Here is a 20,486-nt window from a genome sequence, read left to right on the forward strand (position 1 = left end):
GATTGTTCAGCTATTTCGATCTCTTCATCGCAATTTTTTGATTGAGCCGCGCGGGGCCGCCTCTTATATTGTGGCTCCGGCCGTGGCGCCGCCGTGAATGATATCGAGGAGCAACAGCGCGAGCGGGCACGCCACGGTGGCGGGCTCGTGCACGCGGGGTCAATAGGATACACATGCAAGCAGACCGGACTTTCAACATCGCGACACTAGTAGAAGAGCAGAAGACGGGACGCTTTGCCGTCGGCCTGCTGTTCTGGTGTTTCCTGATCATGCTGATGGACGGCTACGATCAAACCGCCGTTTCGTTCGCGGCGCCCGCCATCATCAAGGACTGGCATGTCGCGCGCGGCGGCTTCGGGCCGGTGTTCGGCGCGGGCCTGTTCGGCACGCTGGTCGGCTCGTTCATTTTCGGCTATCTGGGCGACCGGCTCGGGCGCAAGAAGGCCATCGTCATCGGCAGTCTGTTTTTTGGCCTGCTGACCTACGCTTCGGTGTGGGCGACCTCGCTACAGCAACTGATGCTACTGCGTTTTCTGGCCGGCATCGGCATGGGCGGCGTGGTGCCGAACTCGGTTGCACTGGTTGCCGAATACGCACCCAGGCGACTGCGCGCGACGTGGGTCACTCTGATGTTTTCCGGATTTTCGATTGGCGCAGGCTCGGGCGGGCTGGTTTCATCGGCGCTCATTCACCGCTTCGGCTGGCCTGTGATGTTCGTGGTGGGCGGCTGCGGTTCGCTGCTCGTCGCAGTGCTGCTGATCTTCACGTTGCCGGAGTCCGCCAAGCTGCTCGTAATACATCAGCGCGATCCGCACATGCTGCGCCGTCTCATGATGCGTCTGCGCCCCGATCTGAACCTTCCCGCCGACGCGCAGTTCGTCGCGGGCGAGGTGCGCGACAAGCAGCGCTTCGTGCTGAAACTGATCTTCTCCGACGGCCTCGCGGCCATCACGCCGTTGCTCTGGATCGTGTTCATTGCGAATTCCATGGCGCTTTATTTCCTGCAAAACTGGTTGCCCATTCTGATGGAAGGCATGGGCGTCGATCCGCGCGGCGCAGGGCTTATCACGATGATGTTCTCGGTGGGCGGAGTGCTCGGCGGTCTGATCCTGTGCCGCTTCGTCGACCGGCATGGTGTGCTCGCCATCATTTCCCTGCCGGTTATCGGCTTTCCCGTTGTCGCGCTGCTCGGTCATGGTTCATCGCAAACCTGGCTCATGCTCGCCGTATTCGCCGCGGGTTTTTGCGTGGTTGGCGCGCAATACGGACTGTATGCGGTGGCCGGCATGATCTATCCGACCTCGTTCCGCTCGGCGGGCGTGGGCAGCGCCATATCGGTCGGCAAGATCGGCTCCGTGTCGGGGCCAGTGATCGGCGGGCTGCTGCTGTCCATGCATCTGCCGATCACGCAGCTTTTTTACGCGGCTTCGCTGCTGTTCGTGATAGCCGCCGTGTTCTCGACGGTGCTCGCGCTGCTTTATCGAGCCCGCTTCGGCGACGCCAATGCGCAGGTCACGGCGCCGGAACCGTCCGCTGACGCGCTGCGGCGCTCCATGCTTCACGACTCGTAACAGCTTCTCCTGCTTCTTGCCGCCGCCGCGATGCATGTAACGCGGCGCGGCACTCGTGCCGAACTGCAATCTAGGTTTGCCATTTAGTTCGGATACCTTACCGTTGACGCAGCGCGCGCTTTTGCCCTTGCTCCCGACCATGCTTTCAGGCCCACGCCATGACGCCTCATTTTGCTTCGACCATGCCCGATTCCCGTAACACTGCTTTCGCGCGGCAGGCCGTCGCGCGCGTCGCGCGTGCTAAAACGATGTCTCTTCAGGCGCGACTTGCGCTGACAATCGCGCTACTCGCGGCGCTGATGTGCGGCATCGGTGCGCTGGGTCTTGCGGGGGCGTGGCGCGCCAATCGCGCGAACCGGGACACCTATGAGAACAAGCTGACCGCGGCTGTGCATATCGGCAACGCTGAACTGCTGATTGGGCGCACACGGCTCGTGCTAGGTGGCGCAATGGCGCAGCCCGAAGGCCCGCGCGCCCAGGAGCAGATCGCGCATGCAAGCGACTTTTTTCAGCGCTCAGACGAGGAGTGGCGCGCTTTCGTCAACCAGCCGCATGAGGCTGGCGAAGCGCCGCTGATCGAAGCGGCGAGCCAGCGGCGCGCCGCGATGCGCGAGGCGATGCGCGCCTTTATCGACGCACTCAAGGCGCAGGACCGCGAGGCCGCGCAACACATCGGGACGGTGCAACTGAGCCCGCTCTTCAACGCAATGAGCAGCGCGAACGACGAGTTAAAGCGCACGCTTTATGCAAACGCAAAGCGCAGCTACGAAGACGCCGAACGTTACTTCTACCGGTTCTTCGCGGCATCGGCCGCGATGATCGCGTTCGGCGTCGCGGCGGCGGGATGGAGCTGGATCTCGCTGCGACGCGCGATCATGACGCCGCTGAACGAGGCGCTGACGCATTTCGAGGCCATCGCGGCGGGCGACCTGCAACGTAACATCGCGCAGGTGCGCAACGACGAGATGGGGCAACTGCTCGACGGCCTGCGCAATATGCAGTCGCGCCTCGCGCATACCGTCAGCGCGGTGCGGGCGAGCAGCCAGTCGATTAGCGCTGCGACTGCAGAGATCGCTGCGGGCACACTCGATCTGTCGTCGCGCACGGAGGAGCAGGCGGCCTCGCTGGAACAAACCGCTGCAAGCATGACGGAACTGACCGGCACGGTACGACAGAACGCCACCCGCGCGCAGCAGGCGCACACCATTGCCGGCGAGGCGTCCTCTGCGGCGAACGACAGCAACAGCGCCATCGGGCGCGTGAGCGACACGATGGCGCGCATCGAATCGAGCGCGCGCAAGATTGCAGACATCACCGGCATTATCGAAGGAATCGCCTTTCAAACCAATATTCTCGCGCTCAACGCAGCGGTCGAAGCGGCGCGTGCCGGCACGCACGGCCGCGGCTTTGCCGTGGTGGCCGCCGAGGTGCGCTCGCTCGCGCAGCATGCGTCGACGGCAGCAAAGGAAATTGGCGAGCTGGTGAGCGATGCGGTGGCCGCGGCTTCGGATGGCACCGCGATGGTCGACCAGGCGGAACAGTCGATTGGCAACATTCTCGAGGCTGCGCGGCGTTTCGCGGACATGATGGGCAGCATCGTATCGTCCGCCGAAGAACAGCGCGCGGGTATCGAACAGATCGACGCCGCAGTCACGCTGATGGATTCGATCACCCAGCAGAACGCCGCGCTGGTGGAGGAGGCGAGCGCCGCTGCGCAGGCACTCGATCAGCAATCGCGTGAACTGGAACAGCAGGTGGCCAGCTTCCGCGTCGCGCCTTCGGAGTAGCTGCTGGCAGTCGTTGAAACGCATCACTACAAGAACACGAACGGAGACACGACATGCAACAACACGCGCGCACACTCAACCGACCATGCAAGGCATGCGGAGGCCGCCGATGAATACCATCGACGTCTCCGCGCTGATCGAGCGGCAGCGGCTTCGTGGTTTTGCGCTCTGGCTGATCGTCTGGTGTTTCCTGATCGTGCTGATCGACGGCTACGACCAGGTCGCGGCCGCGTTTGCCGCGCCCGCGCTAATGCGTGCATGGCATACGAACGCGGCCGGCTTCGGGCGCGTGTTCGGCGTAGGACTTGCGGGTGTGCTCGTGGGCTCGCTCCTGCTCGGTTTCGCCGGAGACCGCTTCGGCAGACGCAGAACCATCATCTACGGCTCGCTCTGGTTCGGTGTTCTGACGTGGCTGTGCAGCTATGCAAGCTCGCTCGAGCAGCTTACGCTACTGCGTTTCCTGGCCGGCATCGGCATGGGCGGGGTGGTGCCCAACACCGTCGCACTCGTTTCCGAATATGCGCCGGCCGCACGGCGCGCCACATGGATCACGCTGATGTTTTCCGGTTTTTCGATTGGCGCGGGCGGCGGTGGGGCGGTCGCGTCATGGTTGTTGCCGCGTTACGGCTGGCCCGTGCTGTTCACGGTGGGCGGGGCGGCTGCCGTGGCAATCGCGCTTGCTTCGTTTGCGTTGCTGCCGGAATCAGTACGCTTTCTGATCATGAACGGACGTGACGCGCACGAAATACGCCGGATCGCGGCACGCCTCGGCGCGAGCGACGCAACCGAGACCGCGCGCTATGTCATCGACGACGAGCCCAGCGTGCGCGCGCGGCCGAGCGCGCTATTCCAGCAGGGTCTTGCTCAGGTTACGCCGCTGCTGTGGGCGCTTTTCGTTCTGAACTCGCTCGCGCTGCACTTTCTGCAGAACTGGCTGCCGATTCTGTTCAGCATGGGCACGCTCGAACCCGCGCGTGCCGCGCAGGCGGCGATGATGTTTCCCGTGGGCGGAACGGTCGGCGCGCTGGTATTGAGTCGTTTCGTGGATCGTTACGGCGTTCGCGTGCTGCTGTTTCTTGCGGTGAGCGGCTGCCCGATCGCCGCCTCGCTCGGCATGCCGATGTCGACCGTTGCTCTTTTTGCTGCCGTGTTTGCCAGCGGCGTGTGCGTGATCGGCAGTCAGTTCGCGTTGTATGCGGTCTCAGGCATGATCTATCCGACGCGCCTTCGCTCTACCGGCGTGGGCTCGGCGATCGGCATCGGCAAGCTCGGCTCGGTGGCAGGGACTGTGCTGGGCGGTGTGCTGCTTTCGATGCAGCTCTCGATTGGGGCGCTTTTCTCGTTCGTGGCTACGGTGCTTGTGGCGATTGCGCTGCTCGCCGCGTGGTTTGGTGTCGTCCAGCGTGGCAGGCGCCGCGCGGCGAGCGGAGCCCGGGTTCAGGGTGCAGTGGAATGAGGGGTGATGTGGTGGGAATGGCGGGGCGGGCGGTCAGCAATGGCATGAGGTGTAGGTCATGACGCTCTCACATTGCAGCGGGAGATGGTCCTGCCCGCCTTGACCAACTGCCTGCTGCGAAGGCGCGTTCGAGTACGCAAATCGAGGCGCCCTCGAAGCACTCACGAAACCACGACTGTGAACTCGAGCCCTGATTCGAAGTTCAGCGTCGTGGTCGCAAAGCGCGGGTCGCCGTCGAGGTATTGCTTGTATGGCCGCACGGCGTGTTCGGCCGTGTACATGTTGTCGGCGAGAACGATCGAGCCACGGCGCAGCAGGTGTTCGATCCGTTTGAATACCTCCAGGTAGATGTTGGCCCATACGTCCATGAACACCATGTCGAACGTGCCGTCCAGTTCCGTGACGGTCTGCAATACATCGCCTTCCCGCAGCTCGACGTAGGCGTCCAGGCCCGCCGTTGCGATGTTGGCACGAAGACGTGCGCACTTGAGCGGGTCGAGTTCGGTCGCGACGACGATGCCATTGCCTGAACTGCGGAGAGCCTCGGCAATGTACAACGTGGACACACCGCACGAGCTGCCAAGTTCGAGGACTCGGGACGGTTTGTGCGACAACACCATGTTGCGCAGGAACCTTCCAGTCTCTGCTGACACGGCTAACGATAAAGGCGTGCCTTGAGACGACTGGAAATCCTCGCTAGATAGACCGAGCGTTTCAAGAAAGCGGCCACGCAGTCTGGGCGCGAGCGTGTCGTATTCGTCCGCGAGAGTCAGAAACTCCTCGCTCGACCCCTGAAACTGCCCGCGTGCGCGCGCCGTTATCTCGGACTGGCTCTGTTCGTGGAGCTGCCGCAGTAGCAACGCCGTTGATGGTGTCATGTGCGCTCCTTGACAAGATCTAAAATGCCGGTGGCATTGACAGCGAATGACGCCGGACCAGGCAGCCTACGCCAGCCCTTTGCCACCCGCGAAAGGACAAAGTGCTATGTCGTCCTGACGAGCTTGATCGCGCGTTCCGGGCATGCGGTTACACAAAGGCCGCACGACCGGCAGGCGTGCGCGTTCGGCGTGTAGGCGACTTTCATTCCATGCACGCGCAGCTTGAGGCGATGCATCCAGTCGAGGCGGAGATAGTCGTCGTCATCGACACGCCGTATTTCAAACACGTTCTCCGGGCAGACCTGCAGGCAATCGCCCTTACCTTCACAACGTTTCAGGTCGACGACCGGCGCAATTACGCCTGGCTCCTGCTTGCAGTCGCGAATCGAGTTTTCGCGCATGTTCAATCCTCCGCGCGCCGGGCATGGCGCGAACGCCACGCCGTCTGAAAATGCTCCCGTTCCTCGGGCGTCATCGCTTCCCACTTGCGCCAGTGACGCCGCTCGCGCCAGCCGCCGTGTCCGCGGAATCCGCCCAACAGAATGCGGCTCAACACCAGCAAGCCCAACGCATGCGCAAAGTCGATCGCCTTGGCCCCAACGAAGAGCGCCGGCATTACCCAATTCCATAGCGCCATGACCACCCAGCCAAGCACGGCTACGGCGAACAGCGCAAGCAGCGCCTTACCGACACATCTAATTCGAAAATTCATCCGTCGACTCCTCTAAAAATCCAGTTCGTCATAAATGGGCAGCAGCCTCGCGCGCAGATGCTGGACCGCATAGCGTTTGCGCGCGAGCAGCGTGTTAAGCGGCACACCGCTTTGGGCCGCCATGTCCTTGAAGGACCGCCCCTCCAGTTCGTGAGCGATGAAAATCTCGCGCTGATTCGGTGGCAATTCGTCGAGCGCATCCTGCAGGGCCGCGAGCAACAAAGCGCGGGCGTAAAGGGCCTCGGGGCCCGCATCGTGGGCAGGCATGGCGAGATCGAGACGATATTCACTGCCGGCGTCGTCGTCGGACTCCACCTCTAAGGGATCCGTCAGTTGCAGCTCTTTTTTCTTGCGAAAGCGGTCGACGATGCGGTTACGAGCGGCGCGGAAAAGCCACGCACTCGCCTGTTCAATCGGCGCGGGGAGCCTGTAGGCCCGCACGAATTCGTGGAACACGTCCTGCAGGATGTCCTCCGCATCTTCCGGGTCGCGGATTCGACGCCGGATGAAATTGACGAGCCTCGTGCGCTCGCGCGCCACGGTCGCTGTGATGTGGCTATCGCGGTCGGTCATCGGGCGTGAGGTGGGTGGCGGTTCCATGTGCCTGAAGACGTTTCAGCAACGCGAATATTGTGGCGGGCGCAAAAAATTTTCTGGAGCGATTGCCGGATCGGCTGCAGCGGTCGGTAGGGGATTGTGACGGATATGTACCGAAGAAGTGAGGGGCGCTGGTCCGCAGCGGCGGATATACGTCTCCAGAGGGCAAGCAATGAGCAAGAACGGCAAGCGCGCAAGTCATGTCGCAAGGCCGATATGTGCACCGGCGTCGAGCGGGCACCTCCCTCCGGTCAAGCTGCTGGGCGGCCCACGGTATAGAATCGCATGGAACCGCTCCTGCATTGAAGATCAGCGAACCGGATCAACCTGAACCGCGCCGTCTTGCCTATAGAGCATCTCGCTCAGGTGAGGATGCCCGGTCAGAGACCAAGAAAGGGTCGAAGCGCTCATAGAGTAGGCGGCGAGCGCATGCAGAATAGCTTGAATGGCTCATGGGAGTATTGTGTCCACTTTACGAATAAGCGGACACGTGAACATTATCGTCGAACAACGAACGCCTTCCGAACGCCGCCGCCGGCGACGCGACAGCAAGGAGTTTCGGGTTTGGAGAACCTCGGAGTCGGCTATGAAGGTGATGCCAGACACTCAACTGGCACTGACGCTGTCTTCTGGCGTCCGTTGCAAGATAGGGGGCGTTCTCAGGAAATCGAACGAGCGGGGCGACAAGCCCGTCGCGCACCTCTGCGCGAGGGGGACGACCTCAGGTCCGTTTCCCGCCGCAGTTTCGCACGGCCGATGCACGCGAGCTTTGCTCCTCAGCTCCGGTCGTTGTTCAACATGCTCTTCGGTATAAAAAGGATGAGGGCGCAACTAATCAGCAGACACGCTCCCAGTGCGTAAGTGCCGTTGTTGATGTTGCCCGTCAGGTCCTTCGCCACGCTCGTAATCATCGAACCGGTAAAGCCGCTGAGATTGCCTACCGAATTGATCAGGGCGATGCCTGCCGCCGCTGCCGTTCCTGAAAGGATCTGGCCCGGGAAGGTCCAGAAAATCGGCATCAGGCCGAGGATCGCGCAAGTCGCGATTGTCAGGAAGACAATGGAGAGCGGCACGTTGTTCGCGAAGCTGGCGCTGAGAATCAGCCCAACGCCGCCGATAAACGCGGGAATCGCGGCATGCAGGCGGCGCTCGCCTGTCTTGCGCGAGTGCCGGGCATTCCAGATCATCGCGACGACAGCGCTCAGGTACGGGATGGCCGTCAGCAAACCGATATTGAGCGCGCTTTTGACGCCGGATGCCTTGATGATGGACGGCAGCCAGAACGCCAGACCGTAGAACCCCGTGTTGAACGTCAGCAGGATGAACGTGAGCAGCCACACGCGGGGGCTCCTCAGCGCCGCGCCCATGCTGTGCGTCTTTTTCGAACTCTCCTGCGCGAGATTCTTTTGCAGCAATGCTTTCTCGGCGGCAGTCAGCCATTTCGCCGACTGAATACCGTCACCCATGCGAAAGAGCACGAGGAATGCAACGAGAATCGACGGGATGCCTTCCACCAGCAGCATCCACTGCCAGCCGTCCAGACCGAACGCGCCGTGCGTATTCTCCATGAGCCACCCGGACAGCACGCCGCCGAGCGTCAGGCTCACAGGAATCGCAATGAGGAACCCCGACATCGCGATACTTTGGCGCCGTGCAGGGAACCAGTAGTTCATGTAGAGAATGATGCCGGGAAAGAAGCCGGCCTCACAGACGCCCAGCAGAAAGCGCAGGGCGTAAAACATCGTGGATGTCTGGACGTGGAAGAAGCTCGCAAGCGGCGCAATAAAAGCGAGCGAGGAAGAGACGACGCCCCATGACACCATGATGCGTGCAATCCAGAACCGCGCGCCGTACCGGTGCAGGAGCAGGTTGCTAGGCAGCTCGAAGAAGAAGTATCCCCAGAAGAAGATGCTTGCGCCGAACGCATAGACGGCGTCGCTCAGGCCCAGCGAATCGAGCATCTGCAGCTTGGCGAAGCCGACATTGACGCGATCGAGATACGCCACGACGTAACACAGCAGCAGTAGCGGCAAGATTCGCTTCAGGACCTTGCGGTACAGCAGTTCTTCGGTCTGGTCGACCGCGACGGACGAATCCGCCGTCTGAGCGATGCCTGGCATGGGTTTGTCTCCTTTGTGCATATCTTGAGCGGTAGGGCGGCGCGGGTCGCGCACATCGACACAGCGTTCGCCTGCGTGCAAGCCTTCACGCCAATCGGCTTTGCCGAAGGGAGCCCGGCTATGTTACCGATAACAATCCGGCTTGCACTTTTTCTGTCGATTGGTATGTTATCGGTAACAAAGGTAGCATGCGCCTGGCCAGAAACGCAAAGCCGAAAACGCAGGCTAGGGGTATCCACCTAGGGCGCGGCTGCCGCGTCTATCATGGCGGATCGTCGTGAGTCGGCAGGCTCTGCCTGAAGTCTCGACACTCGCAACAAGCACACCGGAGCCCGATGACCACCACCAACCGTATGCCGAAAACCGCGCGGCCGGCGCGCGCAACACAGGGCGGGACTGAGCGCGGCAGCCAGGCGGAGTCCGCCAGCCCGCCGCGCATGGCGGATGTTGCGCGTATCGCCAAAGTCAGCAAGATGACCGTGTCGCGTGTGCTGGCGAGGCACAGCGTTGCGCCGGCAACCCGCGAGCGCGTGGAGCAGGCCATTGCGCAGTTGGGCTATGTGGCCGATGCGGCGGCGGGCGCACTGTCGTCTGGCCGGTCCGATTTTGTGGCGGTGCTCGTGCCTTCGCTCGCGAGTTCGAATTTCTCGGATACGGTGCGTGGACTCACGTCCGTCCTCGAACCCGAAGGTCTGCAACTGCTGCTGGGTGATACCGACTACGGCCTCGAGCGGGAGGAGCGTATCGTGCGCTCTATGTTGCGATATCAGCCACGATGTGTCGCCCTGACGGGCTCGCAGCACACGGACGGTACGCGGCGGCTCCTCGAGCGCGCTCAAATACCCGTCGTCGAGATGTGGGATCTGCCGGCGAAGCCCATCGACATGGCGGTCGGGTTTTCGAACGTGCGGGCCGCACGCGAGATGGTGCGCTATCTGAAAGACAGGGGCTACCGCAAGATCGGGTTCCTGTGCGGCGCGAGTGACCTCGACCGCCGCGGCCTCGAACGTCTCAAGGGCTACCTTCAGGAGATGAAGGCGCAGGGCCTCGCCGAGCCTCGCGTCGTGCGTCTTGGCGAATCGCCCATCACGATGACGCACGGCGCGCCGGCGCTCGATGCGCTGCTCGACCGGTGGCCCGATACGGATGCGGTCATGTGCGTGAGCGATATGTCCGCGTTCGGCGCCATCATGCAATGTCAACGTCGCGGGTTGAGCGTGCCGCGCGACATCGCGGTGGCGGGCTTCGGTAATTTCGAGGTGGCGGTTTGCAGCAATCCGACCATCACCACGGTATCGGTCGATGCCTACGGCATCGGCCAGCGCACGGGGGAATTGCTGCTCGCTGCGCAGGCCGGCCAGCTTCATTCCGCGCGCGCACAGCGCAAGGTCGTCATCAATTATGCTGTAGTGCCGCGCGAGAGCGCCTAGTCGTTCTCCGCCAGGAAGATGCAAGATGCGCTGCGGGTTCACGCGTGCTAAGATTAATATGTTACCGATAACATCGAGATAGTGCGAACAGCCTGTCCGGCGCTCCTGCCGGGCGCGGCGGGGGCCGGTAGCCGGTCCGGCAGAGCACACAAGAGACGCTTCGCGCCTGACGTTAGCCTCGCGGGCCACCATCAAGGAGTACGGCATGACTTCATCCAATACGCGCCGCCTGCGCAGTCAGGAATGGTTCGACGATCCCTCCCACGCCGACATGACCGCGCTTTACGTCGAGCGCTTCATGAACTACGGGCTCACACGCGAAGAATTGCAGTCGGGCCGTCCGATCATCGGCATTGCACAAACCGGCAGCGATCTCGCGCCGTGCAATCGTCACCATATCGAGCTAGCCGAGCGCACCAAGGCGGGAATTCGCGACGCCGGCGGGATTCCGATGGAGTTTCCTGTCCATCCGCTCGCGGAGCAGAGCCGCAGGCCGACGGCCGCGCTCGACCGCAATCTGGCCTACCTCGGACTCGTGGAAATTCTGCATGGCTTTCCGCTCGACGGCGTGGTGCTCACCACCGGCTGCGACAAGACCACGCCCGCCTGCCTGATGGCCGCGGCAACGGTCGACATGCCGGCCATCGTGCTGTCCGGCGGGCCGATGCTCGACGGCTGGCATCAGGGAAAGCGCGTCGGCTCGGGCACGGTCATCTGGCATGCGCGCAATCTGCTCGCGGCAGGCGAGATCGATTACGAAGGGTTCATGGAACTGACGACGGCTTCGTCGCCGTCCATCGGCCACTGCAATACGATGGGAACGGCGCTCTCGATGAACAGTCTCGCGGAAGCCCTGGGCATGTCGCTGCCCGGCTGCGCCAGCATTCCCGCGGCGTATCGCGAGCGCGGCCAGATGGCTTACGCGTCGGGCAAGCGCATCGTCGAGCTCGTGCGCGACGACGTGCGGCCTTCGCACATCATGACGAGGGAAGCGTTCGAGAACGCCATCGTGGTTGCCTCCGCGCTTGGCGCATCGACCAACTGTCCGCCGCACCTGATCGCGATTGCCCGGCACGTCGGCGTGGACATCAGTCTGGCCGACTGGCAGCGCGTGGGCGAGCAGGTGCCGCTCATCGTGAACTGCATGCCTGCGGGCGAATATCTGGGGGAGAGCTTCCACCGGGCAGGCGGCGTGCCGGGCGTGCTGCGCGAACTGGACAAGGCGGCGCTGTTGCATCGCGACTGCCTGACCGTTTCCGGCCGGACCATTGGTGCAATCGCGGACAGCACCGCCGAACCTGACCGCGAGGTCATCAAGACAGCCGCCGAGCCGCTCAAGCACGGGGCGGGGTTCATGGTCTTGTCGGGCAATTTCTTCGACAGTGCCATCATGAAGATGTCGGTGGTCGGCGAGGCGTTCCGGCAAACCTACCTGAGCGAGCCCGGCGCGGAAAACACCTTCGAGGCGCGCGCTATCGTGTTCGATGGTCCGGAGGATTATCACGCCCGCATCAACGACCCGGCGCTCGAAATCGACCAGCACTGCATTCTCGTGATTCGCGGGGCAGGCACGGTGGGTTATCCGGGCAGCGCGGAAGTCGTGAACATGGCGCCGCCCGCCGGACTGATCCGGCAGGGCATCACATCGTTGCCCACGCTCGGCGACGGACGCCAGAGCGGCACGTCCGCAAGCCCCTCGATTCTCAACATGTCGCCGGAGGCCGCCGTGGGAGGCGGGCTCGCATTGCTGAAAACCGGTGACCGGATTCGCGTCGATCTGAACGCCCGCAAGGTCGATGTACTGGTCGACGAGACGGAACTGGCGCGCCGGCGCGAAACTGCGAGCTTCGCGATTCCCGCGGCACAAACGCCCTGGCAGGAGCTGTATCGCAAGACGGTGGGGCAACTGTCGACGGGCGGCTGCCTCGAACCCGCTACGCTGTATCTGAACGTCATCGAAAAGCGCGGCAACCCGCGTCACTCGCACTGATAGACCACCAGGAGACACACGAATGAAGGCCATTTCCGCAGCATCCATTCTTCCACACGATGTCGGGCAGGCGCTGCTCGTCGGCCGGCTGTGGCGCAAAGTGGGCTCTTCCGCCGGCGATCTGGCAGGGCCCTGCGTCGTGCTCGTGCGCAACGGCGAGGTGCTGGACATCACGGCAAGCGTGCCGACCACTTCAGACCTTTTCGATCGGCAAGACCTGGTCGCGTTCGCGCGCACGGTGTCGGGCGAGTCGCTCGGTCCCGTGGACAAGCTGATAGAAGCCACGCTGCATGCCGGGCCGACGGATGAATTGCGACTGCTCGCGCCAAACGATCTGCAGGCCATCAAGGCGTGCGGTGTCACTTTTGCGGTGAGCCTCATCGAGCGAGTGATCGAGGAACAGGCGGGCGGCGATCCAGCGAAGGCTCAGGAAGTGCGCGCCACCATTGCGGCCACCATCGGCACCGATCTGTCGAAGATCAAGCCGGGCTCCGAGGCGGCAATGAAGCTGAAGGCCGAACTCGAGCGGCGGGGGGCGTGGTCGCAGTACATGGAGGTCGGCATCGGTCCCGATGCGGAAGTGTTCTCGAAATCGCAGCCGATGTCGGCGGTCGGTCCCGGCGCCGACGTTGGCCTGCTCGCGGCATCGCACTGGAACAACCCTGAGCCTGAGATCGTGCTGGCCGTGAACAGCCGCGGAGAAATCGTCGGCGCAACGCTCGGCAACGACGTGAATCTGCGCGATATAGAAGGGCGCTCGGCGCTGCTGCTTGGCAAGTGCAAGGACAACAATGCGTCGTGTGCCATTGGCCCGTTCGTGCGCCTATTCGACGAAGCGTTCGATCTCGACACGGTGCGCCGCACCAGCGTGGGCCTGCGCGTGGAAGGGACAGACGACGGTTTCGTGCTCGAAGGCGTGAGCCACATGAGCGAAATAAGCCGCGACCCGCAGGATCTCGTTGCCCAGACGTGGGGGCGGCATCATCAGTATCCGGATGGCTTCATGCTGTTTCTCGGCACCATGTTCTCGCCCATCAAGGATCGCGACGCCCCCGGCGGCGGATTCACACATCACCTGGGCGACGTGGTGACCATCTCCACGCCGGAACTGGGTGCGCTCGTCAACACGGTGCGGCTGAGCACGGAAGTGGCGCCGTGGACCTTTGGCGTGCGCGCGCTTTACCGCAATCTCGCGCAACGCGAACTGATCTGAGTCTGCCAAAGGCTGCGAGGCGTGGCGCGATGTTCGCTGTTGCCGCGTCGCGCTCCCGGTAGCACCCGCCTGTCGATGCGCAGCGACCGTTGCTTTCAGCGCCGCTGCCCATGCGGTTGCCCGGCGATCACCCGTTCCAGCGACATCTTCAGGTGACGCTGCATGCTCGCCTGGGCCTGGATCGGATCATGCGCTTCGAGCGCCTCGAGAATCACGCGATGCTCGTCAGGCACCGCGCCCCATGTGCTCTCGTTTTCGAAATGGCCGCGCAGCTTTTCGGACAGCGGACTGTGCCGCGCATCGAACAGAGAACTGACGGTGCGCACGAGCACCTCGTTGCCGCTCATCTGCGCGATGGCGAGGTGAAATGCGCGGTCGGCGGCAACCGGAATCCGTCCCGCCGAGACTTCGCGCTGCATTTCGTCGTACAGCTCGCGCAGGTGCTTCAGCTCCTTTGCTTTGCAAAACGGCGCGACGCTCGCCGCGATGGAGCCTTCGATCACGCAGCGCGCCCCCATGATGTCGAGCAGGCTGTCGCCGAGTTCGGCGCGCGACAACGGCTCCTTGCTGTGCGTCTGCGGCGTTGCACACACGTACACGCCCGAACCCATGCGGATCTCGACCAGCCCCTCCAGCTCCAGTGCAACCAGCGCCTCGCGCACCGACGGGCGCGACACCGCAAGCGTTGCCGCGAGTGCACGCTCCGAAGGCAGGCGGCCGTTCGGCGCGAACTCCGGCTGCGCGATCAGAGCGCGCAGCTTCTCCGCGATCTGCAGATAAAGGCGGCGAGGGTCGGCGGGTTTGTCTGTCACAAGCTTTCCTGGCGAGGTGGCGCGGGTACGCACCGTTAGGCGAGCGCCGATTGTAGATCGAAGCGTGCTACCGGCAAAACCGGCAACACGGCGCGGCCCCGGCGTTCGGCCCGACCCGGGGATTACCCGGATTTTCCACGAAATTGGCTTGACCAATGGTCCGGTCGCATTTTAATTTGTCGCTTCTGGTAAGGCCAGATAAATTCTGGTGTTCGGTGCGGCTGGTGCATGGCTTCGCCGCGAGGCTCGTCGCACCGCAGTGCGGGCGGTAAGGCGCCCACGCCGATCGACGCGGCTGCCGTGCGACCGGTTAGCCAGCACTGGCGATGCGCTGCGCCCCGGTCGCCCGACTGTCCGCATCGCCTGAACGGCGCGCTTCGTGCGCTTTGAGCGCGTTGCGTGAGATTACGGAACCGGTCCCATATTCGATAAAGGAGGAGACGTGTCATGCGCAAAATGCGTTGGGTGGTGATTTTTCTGAGTTTTCTGGCGATCGCGGTGAACTACATCGATCGCGCTAACCTCGCGGTCGCGGCGCCGGAAATCGAAAAGGCGCTGGGCATCGGACCGGCGCAGATGGGTTTCATCCTGAGCGGCTTTTTCTGGACCTACGCGTTGATGCAAATGCCGTTCGGCTGGTTCGTCGACCGCGTCGGCGCACGTATCGCGTTGCCGCTCGCCGTCGGCTGGTGGTCCGTGTTCACCGCGCTGACCGCGGCGACCAGCAGCGTTGCGGGCATGTTCGGCTGCCGGCTGCTGCTCGGCGTCGGCGAGGCGGGCGCGTATCCGTCTTGCGCGAAACTCGTGAGCCAGTGGTTCCCCGTGAAAGAGCGTGCGCTCGCGACCAGCATCTTCGATAGCGGCTCACGGGTCGGCTCAGCGCTGTCCATTCCGGTCGTCGCGCTGATCATCAGCTCGGTCGGCTGGAAAGCGGCGTTCGTCATCACCGGTGCGCTTGGCGCTGTGTGGATTCTCGGCTGGCTCGTGATCTACCGGAACCCTGAGCCGCTCGACGCGGGCAGCGCGAATGCAGCCGCCAGCGCGCCCGGCGTCGCCAAACAGCGCCAGCGCGTCACGTGGGGCTCGCTGTTTCGCCACCGCACGCTGTGGGGAATGATGCTCGGCTTCTTTTGCCTGAATTTCGTCATCTATTTCTTCATTACGTGGTTCCCGAGTTACCTCGTGCAAACGCGCGGCTTCTCGCTGAAATCGCTCGGCACGCTCGGCATGATTCCGGCGCTGATCTCGATTCCGGGCGGCTGGCTCGGCGGCTACGTGTCGGATGCGCTGTTCCGGCGCGGCTGGAGCCTGACCGCTGCGCGCAAGACCTGCATGGTCGGCGGCATGCTGTTGTCGTCGGTGATCACGCTGTCGGCATTCACGGCGAACGTCTATCTGATGCTCGCGTTCTTCGGCATCGCCTACGGCAGCCTCGCGTTCGCGGCGGCCAGCATCTGGTCTCTGCCGGGGGACGTTGCGCCGACGCCGGACCATGTCGCGTCGATCGGCGGGATTCAGAACTTTGCGTCGAACCTGGCCGGCATCGTGATCACGACTTTCACCGGCGTGATGGTCGCGATGACCAAGGGCTCGTTCACGATTCCGCTCGTCGTGGCCGGCGGCTTCTGCTTTCTCGGCGCGTTCAGCTATCTGGTGATCGTGGGCCGCATCGAACCGCTGTCCATTGCTCCCGATACCGAAGAAGCGCCCACGCGTGTGAGCTCGGCAATCTGACATAGCCGGCAGCCGCCCGCAATCCATTCCATTCGAGGCCTCTTATGTTGACTCAAGCTAGCAGCGCGCCCCAGGTGATCCGTCTGCATCCGAACGACGACGTGATCATCGCGACCCGGCAGCTTCTGCCCGGCACGCGCATCGACACCGAACAACTGGTCGTGACAGGGCTCGTGCCGCCCGGCCACAAGATCGCCACGCGCGACATTGCGAAAGGCGCGCCGGTCAAGCGCTATAACCAGATCATCGGGGTTGCGCGCGAAGCGATCGCGCGCGGCCAGCATGTTCACGTGCACAACCTCGGCATGTCCGAGTTCGCGCGCGATCATGCGTTCGGCGTCGACACACATCCGACCGAGTACGTAGCCGAGCCCGCGCATTTCATGGGCATTCGCCGCGACGACGGCCGCGTCGCGACCCGCAATTACATCGGCATCCTGACGAGTGTGAACTGTTCGGCCACGGTCGCGCGCGCGATTGCCGATCATTTCAGGCGCGACGTGCGCCCGGAAGCGCTCGCCGCGTTTCCGAACGTGGACGGCGTCGTCGCGTTGACGCACGGACTCGGCTGCGGAATCGACATGCAGGGAGAAGGCATCGCCGTATTGCGCCGCACGTTGGCCGGCTACGCGGTGCATCCGAACTTCGCGTCGGTGCTGTTTGTCGGGCTCGGCTGCGAGACCAACCAGATCGACGGCGTGCTCGAGGCGGCCGGCCCGGCGGGCAAAGCGGCGAAGCTGCGCAGCTTCACGATCCAGGACAGCGGCGGAACCCGCAAGACGATCGAGCGCGGCATCGCGATGGTGAACGAAATGCTCGCCGACGCGAATCGCGTCGAACGCGTGCCGGTGCCCGCATCGCATTTGTGCGTCGGTCTGCAGTGCGGCGGTTCGGACGGCTATTCGGGCATTTCCGCGAATCCCGCGCTCGGCGCCGCGGTCGACCGGCTGGTGCAGCACGGCGGTACTGCGATCCTTTCGGAGACCCCCGAGGTCTACGGCGCCGAGCACCTGCTGACCCGCCGCGCCGTGAGCCAGGCGGTGGGCGAGAGGCTGCTCGCGCGCATTGCGTGGTGGCAGGATTACTGCGCGCGCAACGGCGGCGCTCTGGACAACAACCCGTCGGCCGGCAACAAGGCAGGCGGCTTGACGACGATCCTCGAGAAATCGCTCGGCGCGGTCGCGAAGGGCGGCACGACCAACCTCGTCCAGGTCTACGAGTATGCACAGCCTATCGACGCAAAGGGCTTCGTTTTCATGGACTCGCCCGGCTACGACCCCGTGTCGGCGACGGGTCAGGTCGCCTCGGGGGCTAACCTGATCTGCTTCACGACGGGGCGAGGCTCCGCCTACGGATGCGCGCCGTCGCCTTCGTTAAAGCTCGCGACCAACACCGCGCTGTGGGAGCGCCAGGAGGACGACATCGACATCAACTGCGGCGGCGTTGTCGACGGAAGCGCGAGCATCGACGAGCTGGGCGAAGCGATCTTCCAGATGATGCTCGACTGCGCGTCCGGCACGCGCTCGAAGAGCGAGCTGCATGGCTACGGGCAAAGCGAGTTCGTGCCCTGGCAGGTGGGCGTGGTGACCTGAGCAGGTCGACTGCGAATCGCATGCGCGCTGCAAAGAGGAAAGGAACAGGAGAACCGAATTGAAACGCCGTCTTTATTCAGGCCGCAACGTGACCCGCGCGCACAGCATCGACGATCTGCGCGAGATGGCACGCAGGCGGCTGCCGAACTTCTGTTTCGAATATATCGAAGGCGGCGCCGAGAACGAGGCGACGCTGCGCCGCAACCGGAACGTGTTCGATGAAATCGCGTTCTTGCCGCGCACGCTCGTCAATGTCGAACACCGCAACCAGAGCAGGACGCTGTTCGGTCAGCGCATGGCGTCGCCATTCATGATCGGCCCGACCGGCTACAGCGGACTCATGTATCGCGAGGGCGACGTGCAACTTGCGAGCGCCGCGGCGGCGGCCGGCATTCCGTTCGTGCTGAGCAATGCATCGACGATCTCGCTTGAAGATGTCGTGCAACGCGCGGGCGGCCGGGTGTGGATGCAGGTCTACATGTATCGCACGCGCGAGTTCGTCGCGAAGCTGGCGCAACGCTCGCTCGCAGCCGGAATCGAAGCGCTGGTCGTGACGACGGACAGCGCGGTGTTCGGCAAACGCGAATGGGATCTGCGCAACTACATCAAGCCGTTGATGCTGGACTGGCGCAACAAATTCGACGTGCTGGGCCATCCGCGCTGGATGAGCAACGTGCTCTGGCCAAGCGGCATGCCGCGCTTCGCCAATCTCGGCGACCTGTTGCCGCCGGGGCAGACCAGCGTGAAGGGCGCGACCATCACGCTGGGCCAGCAGCTCGATCCGTCGCTCTCCTGGGACGACATTCGCTGGCTGCGTGATCTGTGGCCGAAGCGCCTCGTCGTGAAGGGTGTGCTGGGCGCGCCGGATGCGCTGCGGGCGGTCGAGGCCGGCGTCGACGGGATCGTGCTGTCGAATCACGGCGGCCGGCAGCTCGACGGCGCGGTGTCCGCAATGGACGTGCTGCCGGAAGTCGTCGATCAGGTGCGCGGCCGGCTCGCCGTGATGCTCGACGGCGGATTCCGCCGCGGCTCCGACATTCTGAAAGCGGTGGCGTTGGGCGCCGATGCGGTGTTGCTCGGCCGGGCGACGACCTATGGCCTGAGCGCGGGCGGCCAGCAAGGCGCCGCGCGCGCGATCCAGATATTGCAGACGGAAGTGGATCGCGGGCTGGGTCTGCTCGGTTGCAGCGATATCGCCGCGCTGGATCGCAGCTATCTGCGCTGGCACGCGCTGAGCGCAGCGCCATCGCGCGTGCCCACTGCCAGCGCGCACGATGCGGTGACCGCCGCGTAAGACGAGCACACGGCAAGCTGGCGACGGAAAGACGATGCCTGCTTGCCGGAATACGCGCCGCGCGACCCTTCGTTACCGGTAACGAATCCGAATTGCACAGGCTAGCACCAGTCGCTATACTGGCTCCGCGATCGGTGGCCTGACCAAAACCGATTGGCCTGACCGCAGCACGAAATCAACGCAGACTGGCAGACGGCGCGTTGTCGATCAAGTCACGGCGCGCGAATAAAAACGAAAGGAGATGACAGGATGTTCCGTAAAGGAATGAAGGTCAGGGCCACGCTCGCGCTTGCCGCATGCATGGTCGGCGGCGCGGCGCACGCGCAGGTCGCAACTGGCGACACGTCGCAAAAGAAGATCGCGTTGTCGAACAGCTTCGCCGGCAATGCCTGGCGGCAGTCCATGCTCAAGAGTTGGAACGCGGTGGCGCAACAAGCGGTGAGCGACAAGAAGATCGCCGCCGCGCCCGCGTTCACAACTGCGGAAAATCAGGTTACCGAACAGGCGCAGCAGGTGCAGAACCTGATACTGCAAGGCTATAACGCAATCGTAATCGACGCCGTATCGCCCACCGCGCTCAACGGTACGATCAAAAAGGCGTGCGCGGCGGGCATCGTCGTCGTGTCGTTCGACGGTGTCGTCGACGAACCGTGCGCGTATCGCGTGAATTTCGACTTCAAGGGCTGGGCCGAGCAGGGCGTCGATTATCTGGCGACCCGGCTGAACGGCAAAGGCAACATTCTCGAAGTGCGCGGCGTGGCCGGTATTTCTGTCGACAACCTGATGCATGAAGGCGTGCTCGAGGGGCTCAAGAAACATCCGGGCCTCAAGCTCGTCGGCTCGGTGAACGGCGACTGGACGCAGTCTGTCGCGCAAAAGGCCGTCGCCGGCATTCTTCCGACACTGCCGCAAGTCGACGGCGTCGCGACCGAAGGCGAGATGTCGTTCGGCATCGCGCAGGCGTTCAAGGCGGCCAACCGGCCGACGCCGCCCATGATCATCGGCAGCACGTATCCGGAACTCGAATGGTGGAGCGAGCAGACCAAAACCGGTTACCAGTCGCGCTCGCTGTCGAATCCGCCGGGCGCGGTCTCGTTCGCATTCTGGGTCGCGCAGCAGGTGCTCGCGGGCAAGCATATCCCGAAGGACGTGACCATCAACGTACCGCTGCTTGCGATCTCGCAGCAGGAGTTGCCGGCAAAGCTCGCCGCGACGCCTAAGGGCGGTCTTGCCGACGTCACCTACACGTTGCCGCAAACCGTGGCCTTGCTCGACAAAAAGTAAGCACGCGCAGGCCCGG

At 63.5% G+C, this 20,486-nt stretch carries 16 protein-coding genes; 10 read left to right on the forward strand and 6 right to left on the reverse strand.

What is annotated here, in order from left to right; all coding sequences use genetic code 11:
- The first annotated feature begins 173 nt into the window (after positions 1-173).
- The 3 genes from F757_RS0104535 to F757_RS0104545 all read left to right on the forward strand — a co-directional run bounded on the left by F757_RS0104535 (position 174) and on the right by F757_RS0104545 (position 4,814).
- The gene (locus F757_RS0104535; RefSeq protein WP_027210370.1) at positions 174-1,571 is read left to right on the forward strand and encodes an MFS transporter; all 1,398 of its coding nucleotides are present in this window, start codon (positions 174-176) and stop codon (positions 1,569-1,571) included.
- Positions 1,572-1,729: 158 nt separating this feature from the next.
- The gene (locus F757_RS0104540; RefSeq protein ID WP_027210371.1) at positions 1,730-3,358 is read left to right on the forward strand and encodes a methyl-accepting chemotaxis protein; all 1,629 of its coding nucleotides are present in this window, start codon (positions 1,730-1,732) and stop codon (positions 3,356-3,358) included.
- A gap of 109 nt (positions 3,359-3,467) precedes the next feature.
- The gene (locus F757_RS0104545) at positions 3,468-4,814 is read left to right on the forward strand and encodes an MFS transporter (RefSeq protein ID WP_035466266.1); all 1,347 of its coding nucleotides are present in this window, start codon (positions 3,468-3,470) and stop codon (positions 4,812-4,814) included.
- Between the two features lie 161 nt (positions 4,815-4,975).
- Here F757_RS0104545 and F757_RS0104550 read toward each other — a convergent pair whose 3' ends face one another.
- The 5 genes from F757_RS0104550 to F757_RS0104570 form a co-directional block, all read right to left on the reverse strand.
- Positions 4,976-5,692 (reverse strand): O-methyltransferase, encoded by a 717-nt coding sequence (locus F757_RS0104550; protein WP_027210373.1) that lies wholly within the window; start codon positions 5,690-5,692, stop codon positions 4,976-4,978.
- Positions 5,693-5,796: 104 nt separating this feature from the next.
- Positions 5,797-6,093 carry a 4Fe-4S dicluster domain-containing protein gene (locus F757_RS0104555; RefSeq protein WP_027210374.1) on the reverse strand — a complete coding sequence of 99 codons (297 nt, stop codon included), beginning with the start codon at positions 6,091-6,093 and terminating at the stop codon, positions 5,797-5,799.
- Positions 6,094-6,095: 2 nt separating this feature from the next.
- The gene (locus F757_RS0104560) at positions 6,096-6,404 is read right to left on the reverse strand and encodes a hypothetical protein (protein ID WP_027210375.1); all 309 of its coding nucleotides are present in this window, start codon (positions 6,402-6,404) and stop codon (positions 6,096-6,098) included.
- A gap of 12 nt (positions 6,405-6,416) precedes the next feature.
- Positions 6,417-7,004, reverse strand: coding sequence for an RNA polymerase sigma factor (locus F757_RS0104565; RefSeq protein WP_027210376.1), 588 nt, complete (start codon positions 7,002-7,004; stop codon positions 6,417-6,419).
- A gap of 773 nt (positions 7,005-7,777) precedes the next feature.
- Positions 7,778-9,121: an MFS transporter gene (locus F757_RS0104570; protein ID WP_027210377.1), complete on the reverse strand. Its 1,344-nt coding sequence runs from the start codon at positions 9,119-9,121 to the stop codon at positions 7,778-7,780.
- Positions 9,122-9,558: 437 nt separating this feature from the next.
- On the opposite strand from F757_RS0104570, the gene F757_RS0104575 reads away from it, so the two are divergent.
- The 3 genes from F757_RS0104575 (at position 9,559) to F757_RS0104585 (ending at position 13,754) form a co-directional block, all read left to right on the forward strand.
- The gene (locus F757_RS0104575; RefSeq protein WP_027210378.1) at positions 9,559-10,551 is read left to right on the forward strand and encodes a LacI family DNA-binding transcriptional regulator; all 993 of its coding nucleotides are present in this window, start codon (positions 9,559-9,561) and stop codon (positions 10,549-10,551) included.
- Positions 10,552-10,756: 205 nt separating this feature from the next.
- Positions 10,757-12,541: an IlvD/Edd family dehydratase gene (locus F757_RS0104580; RefSeq protein ID WP_027210379.1), complete on the forward strand. Its 1,785-nt coding sequence runs from the start codon at positions 10,757-10,759 to the stop codon at positions 12,539-12,541.
- Between the two features lie 22 nt (positions 12,542-12,563).
- Positions 12,564-13,754: a fumarylacetoacetate hydrolase family protein gene (locus tag F757_RS0104585; protein WP_027210380.1), complete on the forward strand. Its 1,191-nt coding sequence runs from the start codon at positions 12,564-12,566 to the stop codon at positions 13,752-13,754.
- Between the two features lie 95 nt (positions 13,755-13,849).
- Here the strand turns inward: F757_RS0104585 and F757_RS0104590 are convergent, their stop codons facing one another.
- Entirely contained in the window at positions 13,850-14,566 is a 717-nt protein-coding gene (locus F757_RS0104590) for a FadR/GntR family transcriptional regulator (protein ID WP_027210381.1), read from the reverse strand.
- Positions 14,567-15,013: 447 nt separating this feature from the next.
- Between F757_RS0104590 and F757_RS0104595 the strand changes: the two genes are divergently transcribed.
- The 4 genes from F757_RS0104595 to F757_RS0104610 all read left to right on the forward strand — a co-directional run bounded on the left by F757_RS0104595 (position 15,014) and on the right by F757_RS0104610 (position 20,470).
- Positions 15,014-16,300 (forward strand): MFS transporter, encoded by a 1,287-nt coding sequence (locus F757_RS0104595; protein ID WP_027210382.1) that lies wholly within the window; start codon positions 15,014-15,016, stop codon positions 16,298-16,300.
- Between the two features lie 44 nt (positions 16,301-16,344).
- Entirely contained in the window at positions 16,345-17,892 is a 1,548-nt protein-coding gene (locus F757_RS0104600) for a UxaA family hydrolase (RefSeq protein ID WP_027210383.1), read from the forward strand.
- 58 nt (positions 17,893-17,950) lie between these two features.
- Positions 17,951-19,186 carry an alpha-hydroxy acid oxidase gene (locus F757_RS0104605; protein ID WP_027210384.1) on the forward strand — a complete coding sequence of 412 codons (1,236 nt, stop codon included), beginning with the start codon at positions 17,951-17,953 and terminating at the stop codon, positions 19,184-19,186.
- A 249-nt stretch (positions 19,187-19,435) separates the two neighbouring features.
- Entirely contained in the window at positions 19,436-20,470 is a 1,035-nt protein-coding gene (locus F757_RS0104610; RefSeq protein WP_027210385.1) for an ABC transporter substrate-binding protein, read from the forward strand.
- The last annotated feature ends 16 nt before the right edge of the window (positions 20,471-20,486 follow it).

Origin of the sequence: Burkholderia sp. WSM2232 (assembly GCF_000472545.1) — a bacterium.
Taxonomy (GTDB): Bacteria; Pseudomonadota; Gammaproteobacteria; order Burkholderiales; family Burkholderiaceae; genus Paraburkholderia.

Excerpts from the sequence above, each read along its gene's own strand:
- F757_RS0104535 (WP_027210370.1), top strand. The coding sequence starts at position 174 with ATGCAAGCAGACCGGACTTTCAACATCGCGACACTAGTAGAAGAGCAG.
- F757_RS0104540 (WP_027210371.1), top strand. The coding sequence starts at position 1,730 with ATGACGCCTCATTTTGCTTCGACCATGCCCGATTCCCGTAACACTGCT.
- F757_RS0104545 (WP_035466266.1), top strand. The coding sequence starts at position 3,468 with ATGAATACCATCGACGTCTCCGCGCTGATCGAGCGGCAGCGGCTTCGT.
- F757_RS0104550 (WP_027210373.1), bottom strand. The coding sequence starts at position 5,692 with ATGACACCATCAACGGCGTTGCTACTGCGGCAGCTCCACGAACAGAGC.
- F757_RS0104555 (WP_027210374.1), bottom strand. The coding sequence starts at position 6,093 with ATGCGCGAAAACTCGATTCGCGACTGCAAGCAGGAGCCAGGCGTAATT.
- F757_RS0104560 (WP_027210375.1), bottom strand. The coding sequence starts at position 6,404 with ATGAATTTTCGAATTAGATGTGTCGGTAAGGCGCTGCTTGCGCTGTTC.
- F757_RS0104565 (WP_027210376.1), bottom strand. The coding sequence starts at position 7,004 with ATGGAACCGCCACCCACCTCACGCCCGATGACCGACCGCGATAGCCAC.
- F757_RS0104570 (WP_027210377.1), bottom strand. The coding sequence starts at position 9,121 with ATGCCAGGCATCGCTCAGACGGCGGATTCGTCCGTCGCGGTCGACCAG.
- F757_RS0104575 (WP_027210378.1), top strand. The coding sequence starts at position 9,559 with ATGGCGGATGTTGCGCGTATCGCCAAAGTCAGCAAGATGACCGTGTCG.
- F757_RS0104580 (WP_027210379.1), top strand. The coding sequence starts at position 10,757 with ATGACTTCATCCAATACGCGCCGCCTGCGCAGTCAGGAATGGTTCGAC.
- F757_RS0104585 (WP_027210380.1), top strand. The coding sequence starts at position 12,564 with ATGAAGGCCATTTCCGCAGCATCCATTCTTCCACACGATGTCGGGCAG.
- F757_RS0104595 (WP_027210382.1), top strand. The coding sequence starts at position 15,014 with ATGCGCAAAATGCGTTGGGTGGTGATTTTTCTGAGTTTTCTGGCGATC.
- F757_RS0104600 (WP_027210383.1), top strand. The coding sequence starts at position 16,345 with ATGTTGACTCAAGCTAGCAGCGCGCCCCAGGTGATCCGTCTGCATCCG.
- F757_RS0104610 (WP_027210385.1), top strand. The coding sequence starts at position 19,436 with ATGTTCCGTAAAGGAATGAAGGTCAGGGCCACGCTCGCGCTTGCCGCA.